Here is a 19,375-nt window from a genome sequence, read left to right as displayed (position 1 = left end):
ATGAGCGTATTCCGTCCGCGTAATGAGCGAGGACCGGACGATTCTACTTATCGGCAGCGGACCGATTCAGATCGGACAGGCGGCCGAGTTCGACTACTCCGGCGCACAGGCGTGTCGCGCCCTCCAGGAGGAGGGGGCCCGCGTCGTCCTGGTGAACTCGAACCCCGCGACGATCATGACCGACCCCGAGACGGCCGACCGGGTGTACATCGAGCCGATCACGCCCGAGGCCATCGCGGAGGTCATCCGCATCGAGGAGCCCGACGGCGTCATCGCCGGGCTCGGCGGCCAGACCGGACTCAACGTCACCGCCGAGCTCGCGGAGGAGGGCATCTTGGAGGAACACGACGTCGAGGTGATGGGGACGCCGCTCGACACCATCTACGCGACGGAGGACCGCGACCTGTTCCGCCAGCGGATGGAGGGACTCGGTCAGCCCGTTCCGAAGTCGACCACCATCTCGCTGGACGAGGACGAGTCAGTTACCGACTTCGACGAGGAGTACTTCCGCGAGCGCGTTCAGGACGCTGTCGACGCGGTCGGCGGGCTCCCGGTCATCGCGCGCACGACCTACACTCTCGGCGGCTCCGGCTCGGGCGTCGTCGACGACTTCGAGGAGCTCGTCGAGCGCGTCCGCAAGGGGCTCCGCCTCTCGCGCAACAGCGAGGTGCTGATCACCGAGTCCATCTCGGGCTGGGTCGAGCTGGAGTACGAGGTGATGCGGGACGCCGACGACTCCTGCATCATCATCTGTAACATGGAGAACATCGACCCGATGGGGATCCACACCGGCGAGTCGACGGTCGTCACCCCCTCGCAGGTCATCCCCGACGACGGCCACCAGGAGATGCGCGACGCGGCGCTCGAAGTGATCCGCGACCTCGGCATTCAGGGCGGCTGTAACATCCAGTTCGCGTGGCACGACGACGGCACCCCGGGCGGCGAGTACCGCGTCGTGGAAGTGAACCCCCGCGTCTCCCGCTCCTCCGCGCTCGCGTCGAAGGCGACCGGCTACCCGATCGCCCGCGTCACGGCGAAGGTCGCGCTCGGCAAGCGCCTCCACGAGATCGACAACGAGATCACGGGCGAGACGACCGCCGCCTTCGAGCCGGCGATCGACTACGTGGTGACGAAGGTGCCGCGCTGGCCCATCGACAAGTTCGACGACGTCGACTTCGAGCTCGGCACGGCGATGAAGTCCACCGGCGAGGCGATGTCGATCGGCCGGACGTTCGAGGAGAGCATGGTGAAGGCGCTGCGCTCCTCCGAGTACGACCCCGCGGTCGACTTCGGCGAGGTCGACGACGACGAGCTGGAGTCGGAGTACCTCGAACGGCCGAGCCCCGACCGCCCGTACGCGATGTTCGAGGCGTTCGACCGCGGCTACGCCGTCGACGACGTGATCGACCTCACCGGCATCCACCGCTGGTACGTCGAGCGCTTCGAGAAGATCGCCGACGGCACCGCCGCGGCCGCCGAGGGCGACTTCACCGAGGCCGCGATGGTCGGCCGCACCGACGCGGAAATCGCGGCGACCGCGACCGCGGGTGGCGTCGACGCCGACGTCGGCGAAGTCGAGGCGAGCGTCCCCGACCGCACTTATAAACAGGTAGACACCTGTGCGGGCGAGTTCGAAGCGTCCACGCCGTACTACTACTCCGCGCGCCTGCCGGAGTTCCTCCAAGGCGCCGACACCGCTGGCGCGGCGAACGAGGTCCGCGTCGACCCCGACGTCGAGAGCGTCGTGGTCGTCGGCGGCGGCCCGATCCGCATCGGGCAGGGCGTCGAGTTCGACTACTGCGCGGTCCACGCGGTGCGCGCGCTCCGCGAGCTCGGCATCGACGCGCACGTGATCAACAACAACCCCGAGACGGTGTCGACGGACTACGACACCTCCGACGGCCTGTTCTTCGAGCCCATCTCGGCCGAGGAGGTCGCCGACGTGATCGAGACCACCGGCGCCGACGGCGTGATGGTCCAGTTCGGCGGGCAGACCTCCGTCAACGTGGGCGAACCGCTCCAGGCGGAGATCGAGCGCCGCGGGCTGGACTGCGAGATTCTGGGGACGAGCGTCGAGGCGATGGACCTCGCCGAGGACCGCGACCGCTTCAACGTCCTGATGGACGAGCTGGGCGTCGCCCAGCCCGAGGGGGGCACCGCGACGAGCGAGGCCGAGGCGCTGGAGCTCGCCCACGAGATCGGCTACCCCGTCCTCGTGCGCCCCTCCTACGTGCTGGGCGGCCGCGCGATGCGGGTCGTCGAGGACGACGCCGAGCTCGAGGAGTACATCGAGGAGGCGGTCCGCGTCTCCCCCGACAAGCCCATCCTCGTCGACCAGTTCCTCGACGACGCGGTCGAACTGGACGTCGACGCCGTCGCGGACGGCGATGACGTCCTCCTCGGCGGCGTGATGGAACACGTCGAGAGCGCGGGCGTCCACTCGGGCGACTCCGCGTGCATGATCCCGCCGCGGTCGCTGGGCGACGAGACGCTCGGTCGGGTCCGCGAGGTCACCGAGGACATCGCCCGCGCGCTCGACACGGTCGGGCTGCTCAACGTCCAGCTGGCGGTGACGGGCGTCGAAAGCGACGCCGAGAGCGAGGTGTACGTGCTGGAGGCGAACCCGCGCTCCTCGCGCACCGTCCCGTTCGTCTCGAAGGCGACGGGCGTCCCCATCGCCAAGCTGGCGGCCAAGGTGATGACCGACGACCTGACGCTCGCGGATCTCGACGCCGACGAGCAGATCCCCGAACACCGCTCCGTGAAGGAGGTCGTCCTCCCGTTCGACCGCCTGCCGGGCTCGGACCCGCGGCTCGGCCCGGAGATGAAGTCCACCGGCGAGGTGATGGGCACGGCGACCTCCTTCGGCAAGGCGTACGACAAGGCGCAGGACTCCACCGGGAAGCCGATCCCGGAGTCCGGCACCGCCGTCGTCGACCTCTCGGCCGAGGAGTTCCCGGACCCGGGCAGCGAGGCGGGCGAGGCGCTCGTCGACGGGTACGCGGATCACTTCGAGCTGAGCGAGGCGACGGACCTGATCGAGGCGGCCAAGCGCGGCGAGCTCGACCTCATCGTCTCGCGCCAGCGCGACCTGCTGGAGGTCGCCGTCGAGGAGGAGATCACCTACTTCTCGACGCACGCCTCCGCGACGGCGGCGCTCGAAGCCCTCGACCACGCGGGCGACGACCTCGACGTGATGGCGGTCTCCGACCGCCCGAAGCGCGTCGAGCAGTGGGGCGCCGCGGAATAGCGGGCAGAATTACTCGGCTGGAGTGCGCGCTCGCGGACAGGAGCGATTCCGTGATGTTCGAGGCGAGCGCACCCGGTAGCGCCGACGGCCGCACTCCCACGAGCCGGCGCTCCGCATTCGACGTTTTAAGTCCCGACACTTCGTCGGTATGAGTATGTCACGGCAGACGGCGGGAGACGCGATCGCCGTCGTGTCCGTGCTTGTCGTCGTCGTGATCGTTGCCGGCCAGCTCGCCGGGCAGCCGGTCCTTCTCGGGTACGTTACCTCCGGAAGCATGGCGCCGACGCTGGAGGCTGGAGATGGGTTCGTCGCCGTGCCGGCGGCGGCGTCGGGACCCGTCGGGGAAGGGGATGTCGTCGTCTTCGAAGCGACCGAACTCGACGGGGGCGGGACGACGACGCACCGAGTCGTCGGAGCGACGCCGGACGGCTATCTCACGAAGGGAGACAACAACCCCTTCCGGGATCAGGACGGCGACGAACCCCCGGTGACCGAGGATCGGATCGTCGCGACGGCGCTCCAAGTAAACGGAGAAGTCGTCCGAATACCGGGGCTGGGGACCGCGATCACCGGCGTCCGAGACGTGGCCGCAGGCACCGTGGTCGGGGTGACCGGGGCGGTCGGTCTCGACTGGTCGCCGGACCAGCGCGGGCTCAGCGGGCTCTTCATAGTCGTCGGTCTGGCGCTGCTGCTGTTCATCTTCGCCGACGACCTCCGGAACGCCGGTCGACGGGCTCGAAGCCGAGACCGGTCTCGGGGAGACGATGGGCTCGACGCTCGCTGGGTCGCGCTCCTCTTGGCGCTGTTGATACTCGTACCGGCCAACGCCGCGATGATCGCACCCAGCGGCACGCATCACGTGAGCGTCGACGGCGGCGACCTCCCGGCCGGGACGCTCCCGGGCGACCAAGTGGAGAACGAGTTCACCGCGGAGAACAACGGGCTCATCACGATGCTCGTCGTGCTCGAAACGACCCATCCGGAGAGCGGGTTCGACCGGACTCAGCTGGCCGTTCCGCGGGGAGAGTCGGTGACTGCGACGCTGTCGACGACTGCTCCAGGATCCGGAGAACGCACGACGGTCATGGTCTCGGAACACCGGTACTTCCTCGTGGTTCCACCCTCCTTGATCCTTTGGCTCCACTCGATCCATCCGGCCGTCGCGGTCGGCGCATTCAATCTGTTGGTCCTCGGGAGCGTCGCCACGCTGCTGGGGGCGCTCGTCGGTTCGGGGTCGGGGCGCGTCCGAGAGCGGCGACATGGTGCGTCGCTGAGCGTTCAACTGCGGCGGCTGTTCAAATAACTGTTAGCGCGGATCAGTTAGCCTTCGTCCCAGTCCGGCTGAGCTCGAACGAGAAGATATCGACAGAAACGCCGTTACCGTTGGAAGTCGTCTCAAATATCAGATAGAGATTATCGGCATTGTTGCTTATTTTAACATCATCAGTATTGTTGAAATCAACCGTCTTCGACTGGACGTCGGGTCCGCCACCGTTTATCGAAAACTTCTGCGTCCACTCATCTCCGGTCTTATTTTTGAGGTATACATTCCAGCTTCCGTTGCTGTTCTTATAGCTGATATTGAGTTCGTACGTACCACCCGGTTCAACGGACGGCAGGGCGTACCCGACTCGCCCGCCTTTCTTATCGCTCTTGCTTCTTTGCGCGGCTACAGCTGTCGCAAACGTGTCTCCGTCACCGTCGTTGACGCTACCCGGGCTTTCAAGCGCCCCCTTCGGATTGGCCGGCTGCGCCGCGGTTCCCACATCACCGCTATCCCGGTAGTTGTTCGAACTCCCGAAGTCGTAGCAGTCAATGTCGACGAGTCCGGTCGTGCGCGTCGCGGTGATGGTAAAGTCCGAGTTCGACGCGGTGAATTCCAACTCAATCGTGTAGGAGCCGCTGAGTTCGCTCTTGTCGTCGGAACAGCTCACTTCCACCTCGAACGTGTCACTTTCACCGGAGACCGTCGTATCGAGTGCTCCGCCCCCGACGACACGTGCCTCGACCTCGATGTCGTCCGATTCGAAGGCCCCGAGGTTGTCCCGTATCTCGTACACCACCGACGGACTACCAGATCGAACGACGGTCGCGTCGTCGGAGACATCAACGAACTGTAACACGGCGTCTTCGCCGTCGCCCGTATTAACCGTTACATCCCGATTTGAGGTGATCTGCGTCGACCCGCCGGTACCGAACAGCATGAGTCCGCCGCCGCTCACGAGGGAACCGACGGCGGCGCGTCGCGTCCACTTCTTGTTATCGCCCATCTCTGAGCTCCGGCGGTCCCCCGTCGCTACCGAGGTTCATCTCCCGGTTCTGGTGAGCATGGAACGCCGCGGAGGCGGTGAACAACACCGCGATCATCCCGGCCCACGCGAGGCTCGGCACCGATTCCGGAAAGACACCGACCCAGACGGCCGCAACGAGACTCAGCGACACCGCACCGAGGCCGAGGTAGTACTCGGCCCAAGGGATCGAGTCCCCGGGCACGACGTCGACGTACACGTCGAGGTCTCGCGCTTCGGCAGTGAGCTCGATCGTCCCGCTGTCGTGCGTGATGATCCCCGCGCGCTCCATCTTCGGGATGTGGTTCTGCTGTATCGAACTGTACGCGAGGTGCCGCTCCTTGGACGTGATCTCGGAGACCGATTTGTCGTTCTCCCATGCTGCCACCTGTTCGGCGACGTCAGAGAGCTCCGTGCTGCCGTCTTCGTTCTTGATCGCGTGGAGAGAGTAGCGTCTTCGCGGATTGCTTAATATGTCGTAAATCTCGTTTCGCGAAAGAGAAGGCTGGTGATGCTCTCCGGCATCAGCTTGATCGGTGCTCATTGGCGCCTCGTAACCGCTGATAACTGACTGCCAAAGTAAAGAGGCATACTGTTCACTTATGATCTTATAAGTAGTTTGACTACTAAAAAGAAACGCTTCAGACCAGAATAGTTTATACCGGTGCTGACAGGATCGAATTAGCTGTCGCCGTCGATCTTGATTAGCAGGTCCTCCGTCTCCCTACTCGCCTCTCCGGCCTGGACATCGCCACTGAGCGTCACGTTTCCGGAACCGGTGAATCTCGGACTGGTGCTTACGTTATTTCCGTTGACGTTCGTGAGCAGTCCCTCGTCGACATCCCCTTTAGCGAACGTGACATCAGCGTCACCGTTTCTCACGACGCCGAAGAGTTCGGTTTCGCTGAGGTTCGAATTCGGCGGCAGTTTGCGATCTTCCGGTCCGAAGACGATGGTCACGTCGTTGGCAACGAGACTGACGTAACTTCCGTTGGTACTTTCATACGTGTTATCGAGTGTTGGATACAGCGAACGACCGTCGAACTCGTCATCGTTCGCGTCTTTCACCGTGACGAAATCCGACGCGGTATTCACGAGCACGTCAGCAGTACCTGAACTCCCGATGATCTCGTTTGAGATGGTGCTCTCCACATCTCCGATTGTTTGACCATCATCGTATTCGATCCCATCAGCATCTTTAGCAATATCCCCGGAACTCACATTATCAAGCGGATCATCGGCTAAGTGGATAATTCCATCAGCCCGAAAACCACCGCCGATAACATTTACCTCGACTTCGCGCTGCGCCTCGACCGTGGTAAACGCTCCCGACCCGAACGCCGCACCGGTTCCGACCCCGATCATCCCGATGGTCCCCAACACGCTTCTGCGGTTCAGCTTCATTGTTACGTCCATCCATTGGCTAGGTACCCACTTACTATTAGGCCGCGTTAGCCGGGTTCAGGCAGTCTCTGAAGCCGGAAAACGGTTCTAATGCTCTCAGTTAGGCGAGTCAATGCGACGCTGAAGCGGCTAACGCAGTTCACTACTAACACCCCCAGCGACGTACCCACGAGCGTGAGCGAACGGGCCGCGCCGACGGCAGCGACGACGCCGAGTAGCCTCGGCCCTGTCGTCGCGCGGCGAGACCCGACCCGGACGACGAGCTCGGTGGGAACATGAACCGCGCCCTCGTCGTACTCGCGGTGCTCGTCGTCCTGCTCGGCGGCGGCGTGGCGACCACCGGCTCGTTTACCGACGGCGACGAGGTCGCGACCGACTCGGGCGTCTACCTGTCGCCCGCCGACAGCGAGAACGCCGACAGGTACGTCGCGTACGATGACGCCGGAGAGCTGCGGCTCCGCTTCGGATCGGTCCCGCCGGACGCGCGGACGAGCGTCGACGACCTGTTTCTCGTTAGGTTCGCCGGCTACGAGGGCGACGACTCCGCCACGACGGTCGAGATCGACACCGACGCCGAGGGCGTGACGCTGTACCGGATGGACACCGGCGAGCGAGTCACAGGCGGCGAGATAACGCTTGAGCCGGAGGCGTCCGTCACGCTCGGCGCGACAATCCTGCCGACGGTCGGGAGCTACACGGAGAGCGTCCGCTTCACCGTCGACGTCCCCGAAGACGACACCGGATCCGATCCGGGTGACGGCACCGACGGTGGCGACGGGGGTACTGGCGGCGGTGCCGGGAGCGGCGGTGGCGACGGCGGACCGGGCGATAGCGGTGACGGCGACGGCACTGGCGGCGACGACGGCACCGGCGGCAACGACGGTGGGAGCGGGAGTGGCAGCGGCGGCGACAGCGCCGAAGACGGTGACGGTGGGACCGGGAGTGACGGCGGCGACGACGGCACTGGCGACGACGGCACTGGCGGTAGTGGCAGCGGGACCGACGGTGGCGACAGCGGAACGGACGGTGACAGCGACAGCACCGGTGGCGACGCGGACGGCAGTGCGGACGGAGGCGACGACGGGACCGACGGCGGAGACGGCGATTCCGCCGCCGGCGACGAGACTGACGACGGCGAGGCGGAAGGTACCGCCGACGATCTCTCCGACTCGGCAGAGGGCGATCCGACGGCCGAGCCGGCCGGCGGTCAGTTCGAGCTGTTACCCGTCGGGTGGTCCCTGTTCGCGGGCTTCCTCGCCGGGCTCTCGAACTACCTCGTCCAGACCCGAATTAGGGACGTGGTACCGGCGTTGAAGACCGAACGGTCGGAGCGCAGGGCGCGCCTCCGGAGCATCCTCGCCCGCGAGGCGGTGGTCATGCTGGCCGTGATGGCGCTCACCGTGCTAGTGGCGGGCGCGCTCTCCGGCGCCGGAATTACCGGTATCACGCAGTTGATCGTGACGTTGGGATTCTCGGCGATCGCCGGCGGGCTGTCCGGGGCGCGCGGGTTCCCGAGAATCTGAGTTCGCCGTACGCTCGGTCGGATTGTCGTCCTTAGAGCGCCTCAAGCGTCGACCGCTCCACCTCGGTCGCGGGCATCGCCTCGCCGCCGTACTCCGCGACGAACTCGTCGACGTCTCCGTCGTCGCTGAACGGGATCAGGTCCGGCCCCATCGCGCCGATCACCTCGCTGCGCGCGACGACCGTGAGGGCCGTCTCGCGGGCGAACGCCTCGCTTTCGACGTGCGAGGAGAACATCGTGTCGCCGCCCTCCTCGAACACCTCCTGGTCGACCGCCGAGTAGTCGGTGAGGAAGGTCGCGAGCGGCGTCCGTCCCGCGTCCTCGGCGTCGAACCGGTAGGTGTACGTGCAGGTGGCGCTACAGAACTGGGCCGGGCGGCCGCCCTCCGGCTCGTCGTCCTCGAAGTGGACCTGCCCGACCGTCCCGGGATGGTCGGCGACGATCATCCCGCACTGGTCGCAGGCCTGGTCGTCGTCGATCGACACCGGGGCGATCGAGTTCGATTCCCCGCCGGCGCAGCCGGCGACGGCCGCGGTACCGGCGGCGGCGATTCCGGCGAGCAGGCGTCGCCGCGGGACGCTTTCCGAGCGGGAGTGCGCGGGCATCGAGGGGTCGTCTCTCGTCATGGTCGAATTTGGATTACTGGCCTCTTATCCCCTCTGGACGCGTTCAAAGGCACGTTCGAGGAACGAACCAGACGCCCTAAGTCGCCGCCGATCGAAGCGGACGCGTGGCAGTTTTCGACCCCGATACCGCCCGGTCGCGTCGCATCCGACTCGCGGCCGCCGGTCTGGTCGCGCTCGCCGCGGTCGCGACCGTCGGCGCGTTCGCCGCGGACCCGAGCGAGTCGGTCCCCGAACCGGTGCGGTTCGACGACGCGGTCGAGCTGGGGCTCTCCTCGGAGACGGACGCGCTGATGGCCGGGGACGCGACCCTTCCGCGGGTCCAGGTGTTTTACTCGCAGCTCCAGTACGTCGTCGGCTACAACGGGATCGCCTCGTTCGTCGACTCGCGGCGGGACGGCCGGACGGAGCGCCAGTTCGGCTACCCGCTCGTCGCGTACGTCGAGACGTTCGACCACAGGGACCCGGGCACGACCGAGTCGGGGCTGTTCTCCGCGACCGGCGCGGGCGGGTGGACGCCGGTCGGTGAGGCCCGGTACGTCGTCGGAAGCGACGCTCAGGGGCCCTCCGGCGAGGTCGTCGTTCCCCTGTCTCTTATACACATCTCTGATGGCNGGTCGTCGGCTGGGAGGCGGTCAGGACCCGGTCGTTCGACGTCGACTCCGCGGCGACCGTGCGTTCGCTCGCGCCGGAGCGCTGGCGCACGGCGACCGAGCGGCTCGCGGCGGCGGAGCGGCGCGCGGACCGACCGGTCTCCGTCGTCGTCGGCGAGGACGCCCCCACCATCGACGCCGCGGTCGCGGCCGCGCCGCCGAACACGACGGTCCGCGTCCCGCCGGGGACGTACGAGGAGACCGTGACGGTGAACCGGTCCGTGACGATCGCCGGCGCGGGCGCCGGCGGCGAGGGGGGCGACGCCGGCGCGACCCGCGTCGTCGGCAACGGAACCGGGTCGGTGATCACCGTCCGCGCGCCCGACGTGGCGCTCACGGGGATGCGGATCGCGGGCACGGGGAACCGCACCCGCGACCCGGACGCGGCCCGCGAGTCCCGCGACCCGGAGGGCGGGACGTGGGACACGAACATCCAGCTCGGCTACGGCCACGGCGACGCCGGGGTCAAGGCAGTCGGCGCGCCCGGGCTCGTCGTCGACGAGGTCGCCGTCGACACGGACGCGAGCGGTCTGTTGCTGCGGGAGGGGTCGCACGCGACCGCGAGCGGGCTCGTCGTCGACGGGACCGACGAGTGGCAGGAGGGGTTCATGGGCGTCACCGGGATGGAGTCGCGCGTCACCGTCACCGACAGCCGGTTCGAGGGCGGCCGGGACGGGATCTACCTCCACCGCGCGGACGGCTCGATCGTCCGGAACTCGACGTTCGTCGACAACCGGTACGGGACGCACCTCATGTACACCGGCGACGCGCTGGTCGCGGACAACGCCTTCCGGAACGAGCTGTTCGCCGGGATAACCGTGATGACGCGGCCGGCCGGGAACGCGATCGTCGGCAACGACGTCCGCAACTCCAGCGCCGGGATCCAGGCGTCGGGCACGCGGACCTATATCGGCTACAACACGCTGGTCGGGAACGAGCTCGGCTTCTCCACGAGCGCCCGCGGCTCGCTGTACGAACACAACGTCGTCGTCGACAACGAACTCGGGGCGCGCGCGACGACCGTCGTGCCGTCGAGCCGGATCGTCGCGAACGACTTCGTCGGGAACGACGACCACGCCGACGCCGGGGCCGGCGCCCTGCGCGTGTGGGCCGACGGGGACCGCGGGAACTACTGGGAGGGCGCGAACGTCGGCCCGCGCGCGGCCGGCGACCGGGCGTACCGGCCGACCTCGCCGGTCGACGGCGCGCTCCACCGACATCCGAGCGCGGTCGCGGTCCGCGAGTCGCCCGCGGCGCGGCTGCTCGACCGGCTCCGCGGGACCGTCCCCGGCGCGCGCTCCGGGAGCATCATGGACCCCGTACCCGCGGCTACGCCGTACCACCCCGACCGGATCGACGCGGTCACGGGGGCGAACGCCGACGACGGACCGGTTCGGGGCGACTGGCGGTCCGTGCACGGAGCCGCCGGAAACGCGAGCGTGACGCCTTCGGTACGACCGACGGCGACCGCGGAGGGGTCGGCGTGAGCGACCGCGCGCTCGCCGCGATCGACGGCGTCACGCGCGCGTACGGCGGCGTCCCGGTCCTCGACGAGGTGTCGCTGTCGGTCGGAACGGGCGTCACCGCCGTCGTCGGCCCCAACGGCTCCGGTAAGTCAACGCTGCTCGGCGTCCTCGCGGGGGCGGTCGAGCCCACCGAGGGAACCGTCAGTTATCCCGACGGCGCCCCCCGCGAGGGGACCGAAAAGCGCGTCGGCTACCTCCCGCAGCAGGTCCCGTTCCGCGACGGGTTCACCGCGCGCGAGACGCTCGGGTTCTACGCGGCGCTCGTCGACGGCGACCCGGACGCCGCGCTGGCGGCGGTCGGACTCTCCGACGCGGCCGACAAGCGCGTCGAGGCGCTCTCCGGCGGGATGCGGCGGCTGCTCGGGATCGCGCAGGCGACGCTCGGCGACCCGGCCGTCGTCGTCCTCGACGAGCCGACCAGCGGGCTCGACCCCGAGATGCGCGAGCGGGCCTTCCGCGCGGCGGCCCGCGCGGGCGACGACGCCGCGGTCGTCGTCAGCTCGCACGACCTCGAACTGGTCGACGCGCACGCGGACGCCGTCGTCGTCCTCCGCCGCGGACGGGTCGCCGCGGCGGGGCCCCGCGAACGGCTCCTCGACGAGCACGAGGTCGACGATGTGGACGGACTGTACCGCGCCGTCGCCGGCGACGCCGACGCCATCGCACGGGGAGACAACGGCGGCGAGGCGGAGCGCGACGGCGACGAGTCGGTTCACGTCGCGGGGGTGTCCGACCGATGAGCACCCCGTTCGACGGCGTCTGGCTCGTGTTCCGTCGCGAGCTGGTCACGGTGCGGCGGACTCCCGGCTACGCCGTCCTCGCGCTCGGGCTGCTCGTCGTGCTCGGCGGGCTCGTCGCGGTCGGCGGCGGCGGCGCGACCGGGTTCGTGCCCGCGGTCGTCGACCTGCTCTTACCGACCGAGGTGCTGGTCCCGCTGCTCGCGGTCGTGCTGGGGTACCGCGCGCTGTTCGCCGACGCCGCGAGCGGCGAGCTCGCCGTGATCCGGACCTATCCCGTGAGCGCGGCCGAGTACGTCTTCGGCGTGCTGCTGGCCCGGACGGCCGCGCTCGTCGCCCTCGTCGGCGGACCGTTCGCGCTCGTCGGCGCGTACGTCTGGCTCACCGCCGCCCCGGACACGGGCATCTTCGCGACGCACGCCGGCGTCGACTCGCCGGTGCTTTTCGTCCGCTTCGTCGCGCTCGTCGTCCCGTTCGGCGCGGCGTACCTCTCGCTGTCGGCGGCGGTGTCCACGATCGCGACGAGCCGGCGGAGCGCGGTCGCGCTCGGGGTGCTCGCGCTGCTCGCCGGGGTCCTCGGCGGCGACCTCGCGGTGCTCCGGTCGCTGTCGGCGGGGGCGTCGCCGAGCGGGATCGCGGAGTCCATCGCCTTCACCCCCAACGGGGCGTTCAGGGGGCTCGTCTTCGAACACGTGATCGGGGTCGCCTTCGCGCCGGAGGGCGGCTTCGTGGACACCGGCCGCGCCGTGGCCTCGCTCGTCGGCTGGAGCGTCCTTGGGGTCGTCGCGGCGGTCGCGGCGGTCGCCTTCGAGTCGCGCGTCGAGGTCGCCGTCGAGCGCCTCCGCGGGAGGCTCGGTCGGTAGGCGCATCGGCGACGGCGGCGCTCGCTCGGTCCGAGACGGTGCCCGACTCAGTCCGAGGCGGATTCGTCGCCGACGGACCCGGGCGCGTGGGCGTACACGGCGTAGAGGACGAGCGCGGCGATGAGGAAGTCCAGACTGTGCGCGATGAGGTGGTGGGCCGGCATCGGGACGACGCCCAGGACCGTGCCGGCGCCCACGACCGACCGGGCGAGGAGCGCGCCGACGGCGAGGGCGATCAGTCGGTACTGCGCCCGCCGACGGCGACGGTACGCGGCGAGGCTGACGGCGAAGAGGAGGGTCGTTCCGAGCCCGGCGACGATCACGACCGCCAAGATGGGGAGCGACCCCTCTACCGACCACCCGGCGAGCGCCGGTACCGACCCCGAGAGCGACTGCGCCACGGCGGCCCTTGGGACGCGACCGATAAGAAGCCGTTCCCCCGCGACGTTCCCAGACGAGGAGACCGCGCGGGCGCCTTTTATTCCGCGCGAGGGTAGGACGGACAGCCACGAATGTCGGACACCAGATCCCGGATCCGTCGCCACGTCCGCGACACCCCCGGCGTCCACTTCAACCGGATCGGCCGCGACCTCGACATCGCGACCGGGCAGGCGCAGTACCACCTCCGGCGACTCGTCCGCGACGGCGAGCTGGCGGTCGAGCGGATCGGCGGGCGCGCCCACTACTTCGATCCGGCCGTCGACGCGTGGGACCGCCGGACCCTCGCGTTCCTCAGGCGCGAGACGGCGCGCGAGATCGTCGTCCGCCTCCACGCGGACGGCCAGACTCGCCCGGCGGCGCTCGCGGACGACCTCGACCTCGCGAAGAGCACGGTGTCGTGGCACGTCTCGACGCTCGCCGACCACGGGATCGTCGAGAAGTCGCCCGACAGACCGATGACCGTCTCGCTGGCCCGTCCGGAGCGGACGGCCGCGCTCCTCGACGAGGTGTCGCCGTCGCTGCCCGACCGGCTCGTCGACCGCTTCGTCCGCACGGTCGACTCGCTCTTCGACGCCGAGGAGTGACGGCGTCGACGCCGGTCGGGAGGCGGGCCGTCTCGGCTCCGTCACGGGCTGGCCCCGCCCGGAACCGGTCTCGTCCGTTCGCCGATCGCACCAGATCGGTTAGCGGCCTCCGGGCCGTTTCGCCGATATGTACGTTGTCAGCGCCGCGGCGCTCCGTCCGCTCCTCGCCGCCGCCGACCCGGCGACCTGCGAGCCGAGCGGCTCCCTCTACGCGACCGACTCGCTGGGCCTCGGCGTCTTCTTCCTCGTCGGCCTGCTCGGCGGCGCCCACTGTCTCGGCATGTGCGGGCCGCTCGTCACCACCTACGCCGACCGGATGCGGTCCGGAGACGCCGCCGGCGGGCGCGGGCGGAGCGACGACCTCACCGTGCGCCAGGTCCGCCAGCACGCGCTGTTCAACCTCGGCCGGGCGACGAGCTACGCGGTCCTCGGGGGCCTCTTCGGGCTCGCCGGGAGCGTCGCGTTCGTCACGGGGCGGACGGTGACGACCGTCGCCGACGACGTCCACGCGCTCACCGGGATCGCCGTCGGCGGGATGATCGTCGCCGTCGGCGTTCGCTACGCGCTCCGACTCGAGTTCGAGTCCGTCCCGATCCCGGGGTTCGACCGGGGCGCGGCCGCGGTGAGCGAGCGGATCGTCGCCCGCGTCGACGCCTGGGTCGGCGACTGGCGCATCCTCGGACTGGGTGCGGCCCACGGGTTCCTCCCGTGTCCGCTCTTGTACCCCGCGTTCCTGTACGCGTTCGTTCAGGGGAGCGCGGTCGGGGGCGCCGTTTCGCTCGGCGTCCTCGGCCTCGGGACGGTGCCGGCGATGCTACTGTTCGGGACGGCCTTCCAGTCGATGCGCCTCGAAACGCGGCTCCGGTTCCACCGCGTCCTCGGGGTCGCGTTCGTCGCGCTCGGGTACGTCCCGCTCCAGCACGGGCTCGCGACGCTCGGCGTCCCGCTGCCGCATCCGCCGATCCCGTACTACGCGCCGCTTTGAGGGGCGAGCCGCCGAACCGGGTCGCCACCCGCCCGACCTCGCGGGCCGCGTCGCGCCCGTTCGCCGATCGCACCAGACGCGTTATGCGCCGCTCGCTCCATCGGTCGAGCATGAAGCGCCGAACGATGCTCGCCGGCGTCGGGACGGCCGCCGCCGGCTCAGTCGCGGGCTGTACCTCTCGCCTGTTCGGCGGGAGTCCGGACGGCGTCGCGCTCGATCCGCAGGAGGACCAGATCGCGGACAGCGAGGACCTCGCGTACCCCGCGTACGGGCAATCGCTCCCGTCGTTCGAACTCCCGGCCCCGCTCGCGGACGAGACGTTCGACAGCGACGAACTCGACCGGACTGCCCTCGTGACCGGCGTGTTCACCTTCTGTCCCGCGGAGTGCTCGATCCTGCTGCGGCAGTGGGTGACGGTCCAGCGCCGCGTCGCTGACGCGGGACTGACCGACGACGTGTACTTTCTCCCGATCACGTTCGATCCGGAGCGCGACGACGCGGCCGCGCTGCGCGACAACGCCGAGTCGATCGGCGCCGACCTCGACGCCGGCAACTGGCTCTACCTCCGTCCAGAGACGCCCGAACGCGCCAAGGCCGTGGTCGTAGAGGAGCTGGGGATCGGGTTCGAGCGGACCACCGACAGCGACCGCCTCCCCGGATACGACTTCACCCACCTCGTGGTGACGCTGCTCGTCAACCCCGACGGCGTGGTCGAGCGCGCGTACCGCGGCGAGCGGCTCGACCCGGAGCGGGTCGCGAGCGACATCGAGCGGGTCGCGGCCGCCTTCGACGACGAGTGACCGGGTCGGCGTCGGCCGCGCCGCGTCACGCCGCTGAAGGAGGGGAACGCACAAGCCGTCCGCCGCCCTCCCGAGCGGTATGAACGTCGACGTGCTGCTGTACGACGGATTCGACGAGCTCGACGGGGTCGGCCCGTACGAGGTGTTCGACTACGCGCTCGGCTACGCGGCCGAGCGCGACGACGGCGAGGGAGAGTCGGCGAGCGCGGGCCGCGTCCGGTACGTCACGCTCGACGAGCGCGATCGGGTGACCGCGAGCCACGGGACCCGCGTGGGCGTTGACGGGAGCCTTCCCGATCCGGACGCCGACGACGCGCCCGACCTGCTGGTCGTCCCCGGCGGCGGCTGGAGCGCGCGCGACGAGGACGCGAGCGCGTGGGCCGAGGCGCGGAAGGGAGACGTGCCGCGCGCGCTCGCGGCGCACCACGAGGCCGGCACGCGGATCGCCTCGGTGTGTACCGGGTCGATGCTGCTCGCGGAGGCGGGGGTCACCGACGGCCGCCGGGCGGTCACGCACGCCTCGGCGATCGAGGAGCTCCGGGAGTCGGGCGCCGAGGTCGTCGACGCGCGCGTCGTCGACGACGGCGACCTCCTCTCCGCGGGCGGGGTCACCTCCGGGATCGACCTCGCGTTATACATCGTCGAGCGCGAGTTCGGCGAGGCGGTCGCCGACCGGGTGGCGACCGTCATCGAGTACGAGCGGCGGTACGAGGTCGCGGAGTGATCCGAGCGGGACGCGCTCAGTCGTCGCCGTCGTTCGGGAGGGGAACGTCGCCCTCGTCGCCGCCGTCCGCCTCGTCGCCCGTGGTCTCGCCGTCGGCGCCGACGGTGACCACGGTGCAGTCGAGCTCGCCGCGGAGGAACGAGTCGATGTCCGGGTCGGAGAGCAGCTTCTGGACCATCCGCCGCCACCGGCCGGCCTGCTTCGAGCCGATGACGACGACGTCGGCGCCCTCGGCGACGATCTCTTCGAGGATCGTCTCCTCGACGAGGAAGCCGCGGCGGACGACGTAGCGCGCGCGGTCGACCCGGCCGATCCGCTCTTCGACCGCGCGCTTGAGGTCGCTGCGCGAGACGCCCCCCGAGCGCTGGTATAAGTCGACGTGGAGGACCGTGAGGTCGGCGCCGCGCTCCTCGGCGATGCGAGCCGCCTCTCGGAGCGTCGCCGCCGAGTGCGACGAGGGGGGAAATCGGACCGGAACCACGACGAGCGTCATGTCAGTCCGGTGGGACCCCCGGCGTAAATACGCTGTCGGTGTGGCGGGCCCTCGCGAGCGCGACACGCACGGCGGGCGATTCGGGGACGGAGCCCGGCCCCTACGACCCGTCTTCCCCGTCTCCGGGTGAGACGACCTCGTCGTCGCCTCTCGGGGCTTCGATCCGAACGGGGTGGCGCGTGTGTCGCGCGTGGGTCCGCGCCCAGCGCCGCGCGGGCCGCTCCGCGAGGAACCGCTCGCCGTCGGGACAGCGGTCGCACCGGGCGACCCACGGGGTCACGCCGTCCGGGTAGTGACCGGTGTGGCGCTCGTGGTCGAGCGCGAACTGCTCGATCGCGTGGCTCCCCGGGTCGAGGTCGTCGACCTCGCGGTCGAGCTCCCACTCCCGGCCGCACCGCTCGCACGAGACGGTCGGTACCTCGCGGTCGTCCTCGGAGAACGCGTCGTCGGAAAACGGGTCGTCGGTCACGAGGTCGCTTCGGGCCGCGCGTACTTCAACGCCGACCCCGGTGGTCCGGACCCCGCCTCACAGCGCGGGCGGCTCGTCGCGGCCGATGACGATCTCCTGGCCCTCGACGTCCTCCAAGGCGGCGACCCGGCCGCCGATCTCGACCCGGCCGTTCTCGGTCTCGACGACGAGCGAGGCCACCTCCTCCGTGTCGACGAACGCGACGTCGACCACCTTCCCGCGGACCGTCACCTCCTCGCCGGTCTCGATGTCCCGCCCCTCGACGCTCGCGTAGAACTCCTCGTCGCCGAACTCGCGGACATCCTTCACCGCGCGGCGGATCGAGGCGTAGCGGCGCGGGAAGGGACGTTCCTCCCCGTCGGCGGCGAGCGTCTCGGCGGTCGTCCACAGGACCGTCCCGAAGAAGCCGGAGACGAGGAAGCCGAGCGCGGAGCGGTTGAAGATGACGCCGTAGCGCTCGCGGTCGTCACGCAGCGCGTCCTGCGTGGCGTACACGGAGTACTCGCCGTCGCCGACCGCGAGGACCGGCGTGGTGATCCCCCGGCGGGCGCGTGCGATGGTCGCGACCTCCAGGTAGTCGAACTCCGTCGGGTCGGGGGCGTTCGACGCGGGCGTGACCAGCAGTTCGACGCTGACGCCCGCCGCGACCTTCGCGGCGAGTTCGTCGCGGAACCGCCGGAGGAGGCCGGGCGTGAGCGACAGGGCGAGCTCGTACTCCGCGTTCTCGATCACCTCTTCGAGGTACCGGAGGATCGTCGAGCGCGACTTCACGAGCGACACCGCCTCGGTCTCGCGGGTCGGCGCGGTGTAGCGCGCCTCCAGCTCGTCGACCATCTCCGCGAACGACGAGCGCAAGTCGCCGAAGGCGTCGTCGGGGTCGACCGCGACGATCTTCATCGGCCGCGACTCGCGGAGCTCGACGAGCCCGCGGTCCGAGAGGCTCCGCACGGTGTCGTACACCCGCGGCTGCGGGATGTCGGTCCGGTCGGCGATGTCGCTCGCCGTCAGTTCCCCGTGCTCCAGCACCGCGAGGTACGCGTCGATCTCGTACTCGCCGAGGTTGAACCGGTCCCCGACGCGGTCGAGGGTGTCGCGGAGATCGTCTGTCATGGTCCGATGAAGGGGGGCGGGGATTATAGCTTTTTACTATGAGCCGAGTTGTACGCGTTTTCGGAGCGTGGTCCTCGCCCCGCCGACGGCCGACCGGTCACATGTACATTCGGTCGTAGCTCCCCTCCGGCTCCCGCTCTTCGATCCGCTCGGCGAGGTCCTCGTAGCGCCGTCGGATCTCCTCCGCGAACGCCTCCAGGGGGGCCGCGTCCACGCCGAGGTCGTAGGTCGCGTTCGCCGTGTCGACGAGCCGCACCGCGGCGTCGACGTCGGGCGCCTGGGCGTGGACCGGCGTGACGAGCACCCCGACGCCGAGCGGGGAGTCGATCCCGCGTTCGAGCAGGCCGGCGTTCGCCCCGTCGAGGAACCCGGACTCCATCGCGGGGACGTCCGGGCCGTCGTCGAGGCGGGCGGCGCGGTAGTCCTCGGTGGCGACGTGGAAGGTGCGGTGGGCGTCGGGACCGTGCGCCACGGGAATGCCCGCCAACACCGCGATCTCGTCGACCTCGTTCGCCTCCGTCCAGTCGAGGAGGGCGTCCGCGAGCAGTTCGCCGAGGAACGGCGGGACGAACTGCTCGGCGACCAGGACGGTGATGTCGCGGTCCGAGTCGGTGTAGAGCCGGATCGGGTGCCGCGGCGTCCCCTTCGTGAACGGCGTGATCGACGGGGCGCCGTCGATCCGGACGTGGCCGGTCTCCTCGAGGTCGAGGTCGTCGACGAGGTAGTCGACGGCGGTCAGGCCGGCGAGCCCGAACGAGGAGAAGCCGGCTATCAGGGTTCCGCCCGGCTCGGTGTCGTGTTCGACGCTGAACCTCGGTGTCGTCGGATCCGCGGGCGGTCGAGACATACCTCCCGTTCGCTCACCCGGGCCATAGTGGTTGCCCCGCGGCTCGCGCTCGGAGC

Annotated in this window: 18 protein-coding genes and 1 pseudogene; 10 read left to right on the top strand and 9 right to left on the bottom strand. The window is 69.6% G+C overall.

The genetic code is table 11. The features are described from left to right. Nucleotides 1–22: 22 nt before the first annotated feature. Both carB and C470_RS14855 read left to right on the top strand, forming a co-directional pair. Nucleotides 23–3,250 carry a carbamoyl-phosphate synthase large subunit gene (carB, locus tag C470_RS14860; protein ID WP_008368296.1) on the top strand — a complete coding sequence of 1,076 codons (3,228 nt, stop codon included), beginning with the start codon at nt 23–25 and terminating at the stop codon, nt 3,248–3,250. Between the two features lie 154 nt (nt 3,251–3,404). Continuing rightward, nucleotides 3,405–4,553 (top strand): signal peptidase I, encoded by a 1,149-nt coding sequence (locus C470_RS14855; RefSeq protein WP_008368293.1) that lies wholly within the window; start codon nt 3,405–3,407, stop codon nt 4,551–4,553. 13 nt (nt 4,554–4,566) lie between these two features. Here the strand turns inward: C470_RS14855 and C470_RS14850 are convergent, their stop codons facing one another. From C470_RS14850 to C470_RS14840, 3 genes are all read right to left on the bottom strand, one after another. Continuing rightward, the gene (locus tag C470_RS14850) at nt 4,567–5,520 is read right to left on the bottom strand and encodes a hypothetical protein (protein WP_008368292.1); all 954 of its coding nucleotides are present in this window, start codon (nt 5,518–5,520) and stop codon (nt 4,567–4,569) included. Next, entirely contained in the window at nt 5,510–6,082 is a 573-nt protein-coding gene (locus C470_RS14845) for a DUF7344 domain-containing protein (RefSeq protein WP_008368290.1), read from the bottom strand. The genes C470_RS14850 and C470_RS14845 overlap by 11 nt, the downstream gene beginning before the upstream one ends. A 137-nt stretch (nt 6,083–6,219) precedes the next feature. Beyond that, nucleotides 6,220–6,954, bottom strand: a complete 735-nt coding sequence (locus tag C470_RS14840) for a hypothetical protein (protein ID WP_049908784.1) — start codon at nt 6,952–6,954, stop codon at nt 6,220–6,222. Nucleotides 6,955–7,217: 263 nt separating this feature from the next. Here C470_RS14840 and C470_RS14835 point away from each other — a divergent pair, with 263 nt between their 5' ends. Continuing rightward, nucleotides 7,218–8,465: a phage holin family protein gene (locus tag C470_RS14835; RefSeq protein WP_008368286.1), complete on the top strand. Its 1,248-nt coding sequence runs from the start codon at nt 7,218–7,220 to the stop codon at nt 8,463–8,465. A gap of 31 nt (nt 8,466–8,496) precedes the next feature. On the opposite strand, the gene C470_RS14830 is transcribed toward C470_RS14835, so the two are convergent. Continuing rightward, nucleotides 8,497–9,090 carry a nitrous oxide reductase accessory protein NosL gene (locus tag C470_RS14830; RefSeq protein WP_004599595.1) on the bottom strand — a complete coding sequence of 198 codons (594 nt, stop codon included), beginning with the start codon at nt 9,088–9,090 and terminating at the stop codon, nt 8,497–8,499. Nucleotides 9,091–9,194: 104 nt separating this feature from the next. Between C470_RS14830 and C470_RS14825 the strand changes: the two are divergent. The 3 genes and pseudogenes from C470_RS14825 to C470_RS14815 all read left to right on the top strand — a co-directional run bounded on the left by C470_RS14825 (nt 9,195) and on the right by C470_RS14815 (nt 12,866). Continuing rightward, a pseudogene (locus tag C470_RS14825) lies at nt 9,195–11,227 on the top strand (NosD domain-containing protein). Further along, entirely contained in the window at nt 11,224–12,006 is a 783-nt protein-coding gene (locus tag C470_RS14820) for an ABC transporter ATP-binding protein (protein WP_008368283.1), read from the top strand. The pseudogene C470_RS14825 and the gene C470_RS14820 overlap by 4 nt, the downstream one beginning before the upstream one ends. Further along, nucleotides 12,003–12,866 carry an ABC transporter permease subunit gene (locus C470_RS14815; protein ID WP_008368281.1) on the top strand — a complete coding sequence of 288 codons (864 nt, stop codon included), beginning with the start codon at nt 12,003–12,005 and terminating at the stop codon, nt 12,864–12,866. The genes C470_RS14820 and C470_RS14815 overlap by 4 nt, the downstream gene beginning before the upstream one ends. Before the next feature lie 47 nt (nt 12,867–12,913). Here C470_RS14815 and C470_RS14810 read toward each other — a convergent pair whose 3' ends face one another. Next, nucleotides 12,914–13,267 (bottom strand): DUF7471 family protein, encoded by a 354-nt coding sequence (locus C470_RS14810; RefSeq protein WP_004598472.1) that lies wholly within the window; start codon nt 13,265–13,267, stop codon nt 12,914–12,916. 111 nt (nt 13,268–13,378) lie between these two features. On the opposite strand from C470_RS14810, the gene C470_RS14805 reads away from it, so the two are divergent. From C470_RS14805 to C470_RS14790, 4 genes are all read left to right on the top strand, one after another. Further along, nucleotides 13,379–13,891, top strand: coding sequence for a winged helix-turn-helix transcriptional regulator (locus tag C470_RS14805; protein ID WP_004598471.1), 513 nt, complete (start codon nt 13,379–13,381; stop codon nt 13,889–13,891). 127 nt (nt 13,892–14,018) lie between these two features. Next, on the top strand, nt 14,019–14,876 hold the full coding sequence (locus C470_RS14800) for a sulfite exporter TauE/SafE family protein (protein ID WP_008368279.1): 858 nt from the start codon (nt 14,019–14,021) through the stop codon (nt 14,874–14,876). Nucleotides 14,877–14,986: 110 nt separating this feature from the next. After that, on the top strand, nt 14,987–15,676 hold the full coding sequence (locus C470_RS14795; RefSeq protein WP_008368277.1) for an SCO family protein: 690 nt from the start codon (nt 14,987–14,989) through the stop codon (nt 15,674–15,676). Nucleotides 15,677–15,755: 79 nt separating this feature from the next. Then, complete coding sequence (locus C470_RS14790) at nt 15,756–16,400, top strand: DJ-1/PfpI family protein (protein WP_008368275.1); 645 nt, start codon at nt 15,756–15,758, stop codon at nt 16,398–16,400. Between the two features lie 16 nt (nt 16,401–16,416). Here the strand turns inward: C470_RS14790 and C470_RS14785 are convergent, their stop codons facing one another. The 4 genes from C470_RS14785 to C470_RS14770 all read right to left on the bottom strand — a co-directional run bounded on the left by C470_RS14785 (nt 16,417) and on the right by C470_RS14770 (nt 19,319). After that, nucleotides 16,417–16,893: a universal stress protein gene (locus tag C470_RS14785; protein ID WP_004598467.1), complete on the bottom strand. Its 477-nt coding sequence runs from the start codon at nt 16,891–16,893 to the stop codon at nt 16,417–16,419. A gap of 100 nt (nt 16,894–16,993) precedes the next feature. Further along, nucleotides 16,994–17,362, bottom strand: a complete 369-nt coding sequence (locus tag C470_RS14780) for a hypothetical protein (RefSeq protein WP_008368272.1) — start codon at nt 17,360–17,362, stop codon at nt 16,994–16,996. A gap of 57 nt (nt 17,363–17,419) precedes the next feature. Continuing rightward, nucleotides 17,420–18,472 (bottom strand): HTH-type sugar sensing transcriptional regulator TrmB, encoded by a 1,053-nt coding sequence (trmB, locus tag C470_RS14775; protein ID WP_007997289.1) that lies wholly within the window; start codon nt 18,470–18,472, stop codon nt 17,420–17,422. Between the two features lie 97 nt (nt 18,473–18,569). After that, entirely contained in the window at nt 18,570–19,319 is a 750-nt protein-coding gene (locus C470_RS14770) for a proteasome assembly chaperone family protein (RefSeq protein WP_008368270.1), read from the bottom strand. Between the last annotated feature and the right edge of the window lie 56 nt (nt 19,320–19,375).

Origin of the sequence: Halorubrum distributum JCM 13561 (assembly GCF_000337395.1) — an archaeon.
GTDB classification, from domain to species: domain Archaea; phylum Halobacteriota; class Halobacteria; order Halobacteriales; family Haloferacaceae; genus Halorubrum; species Halorubrum distributum.
The sequence above is the reverse complement of the archived record's forward strand: the minus strand, read 5'-3'. Positions and strand labels throughout refer to the sequence as shown.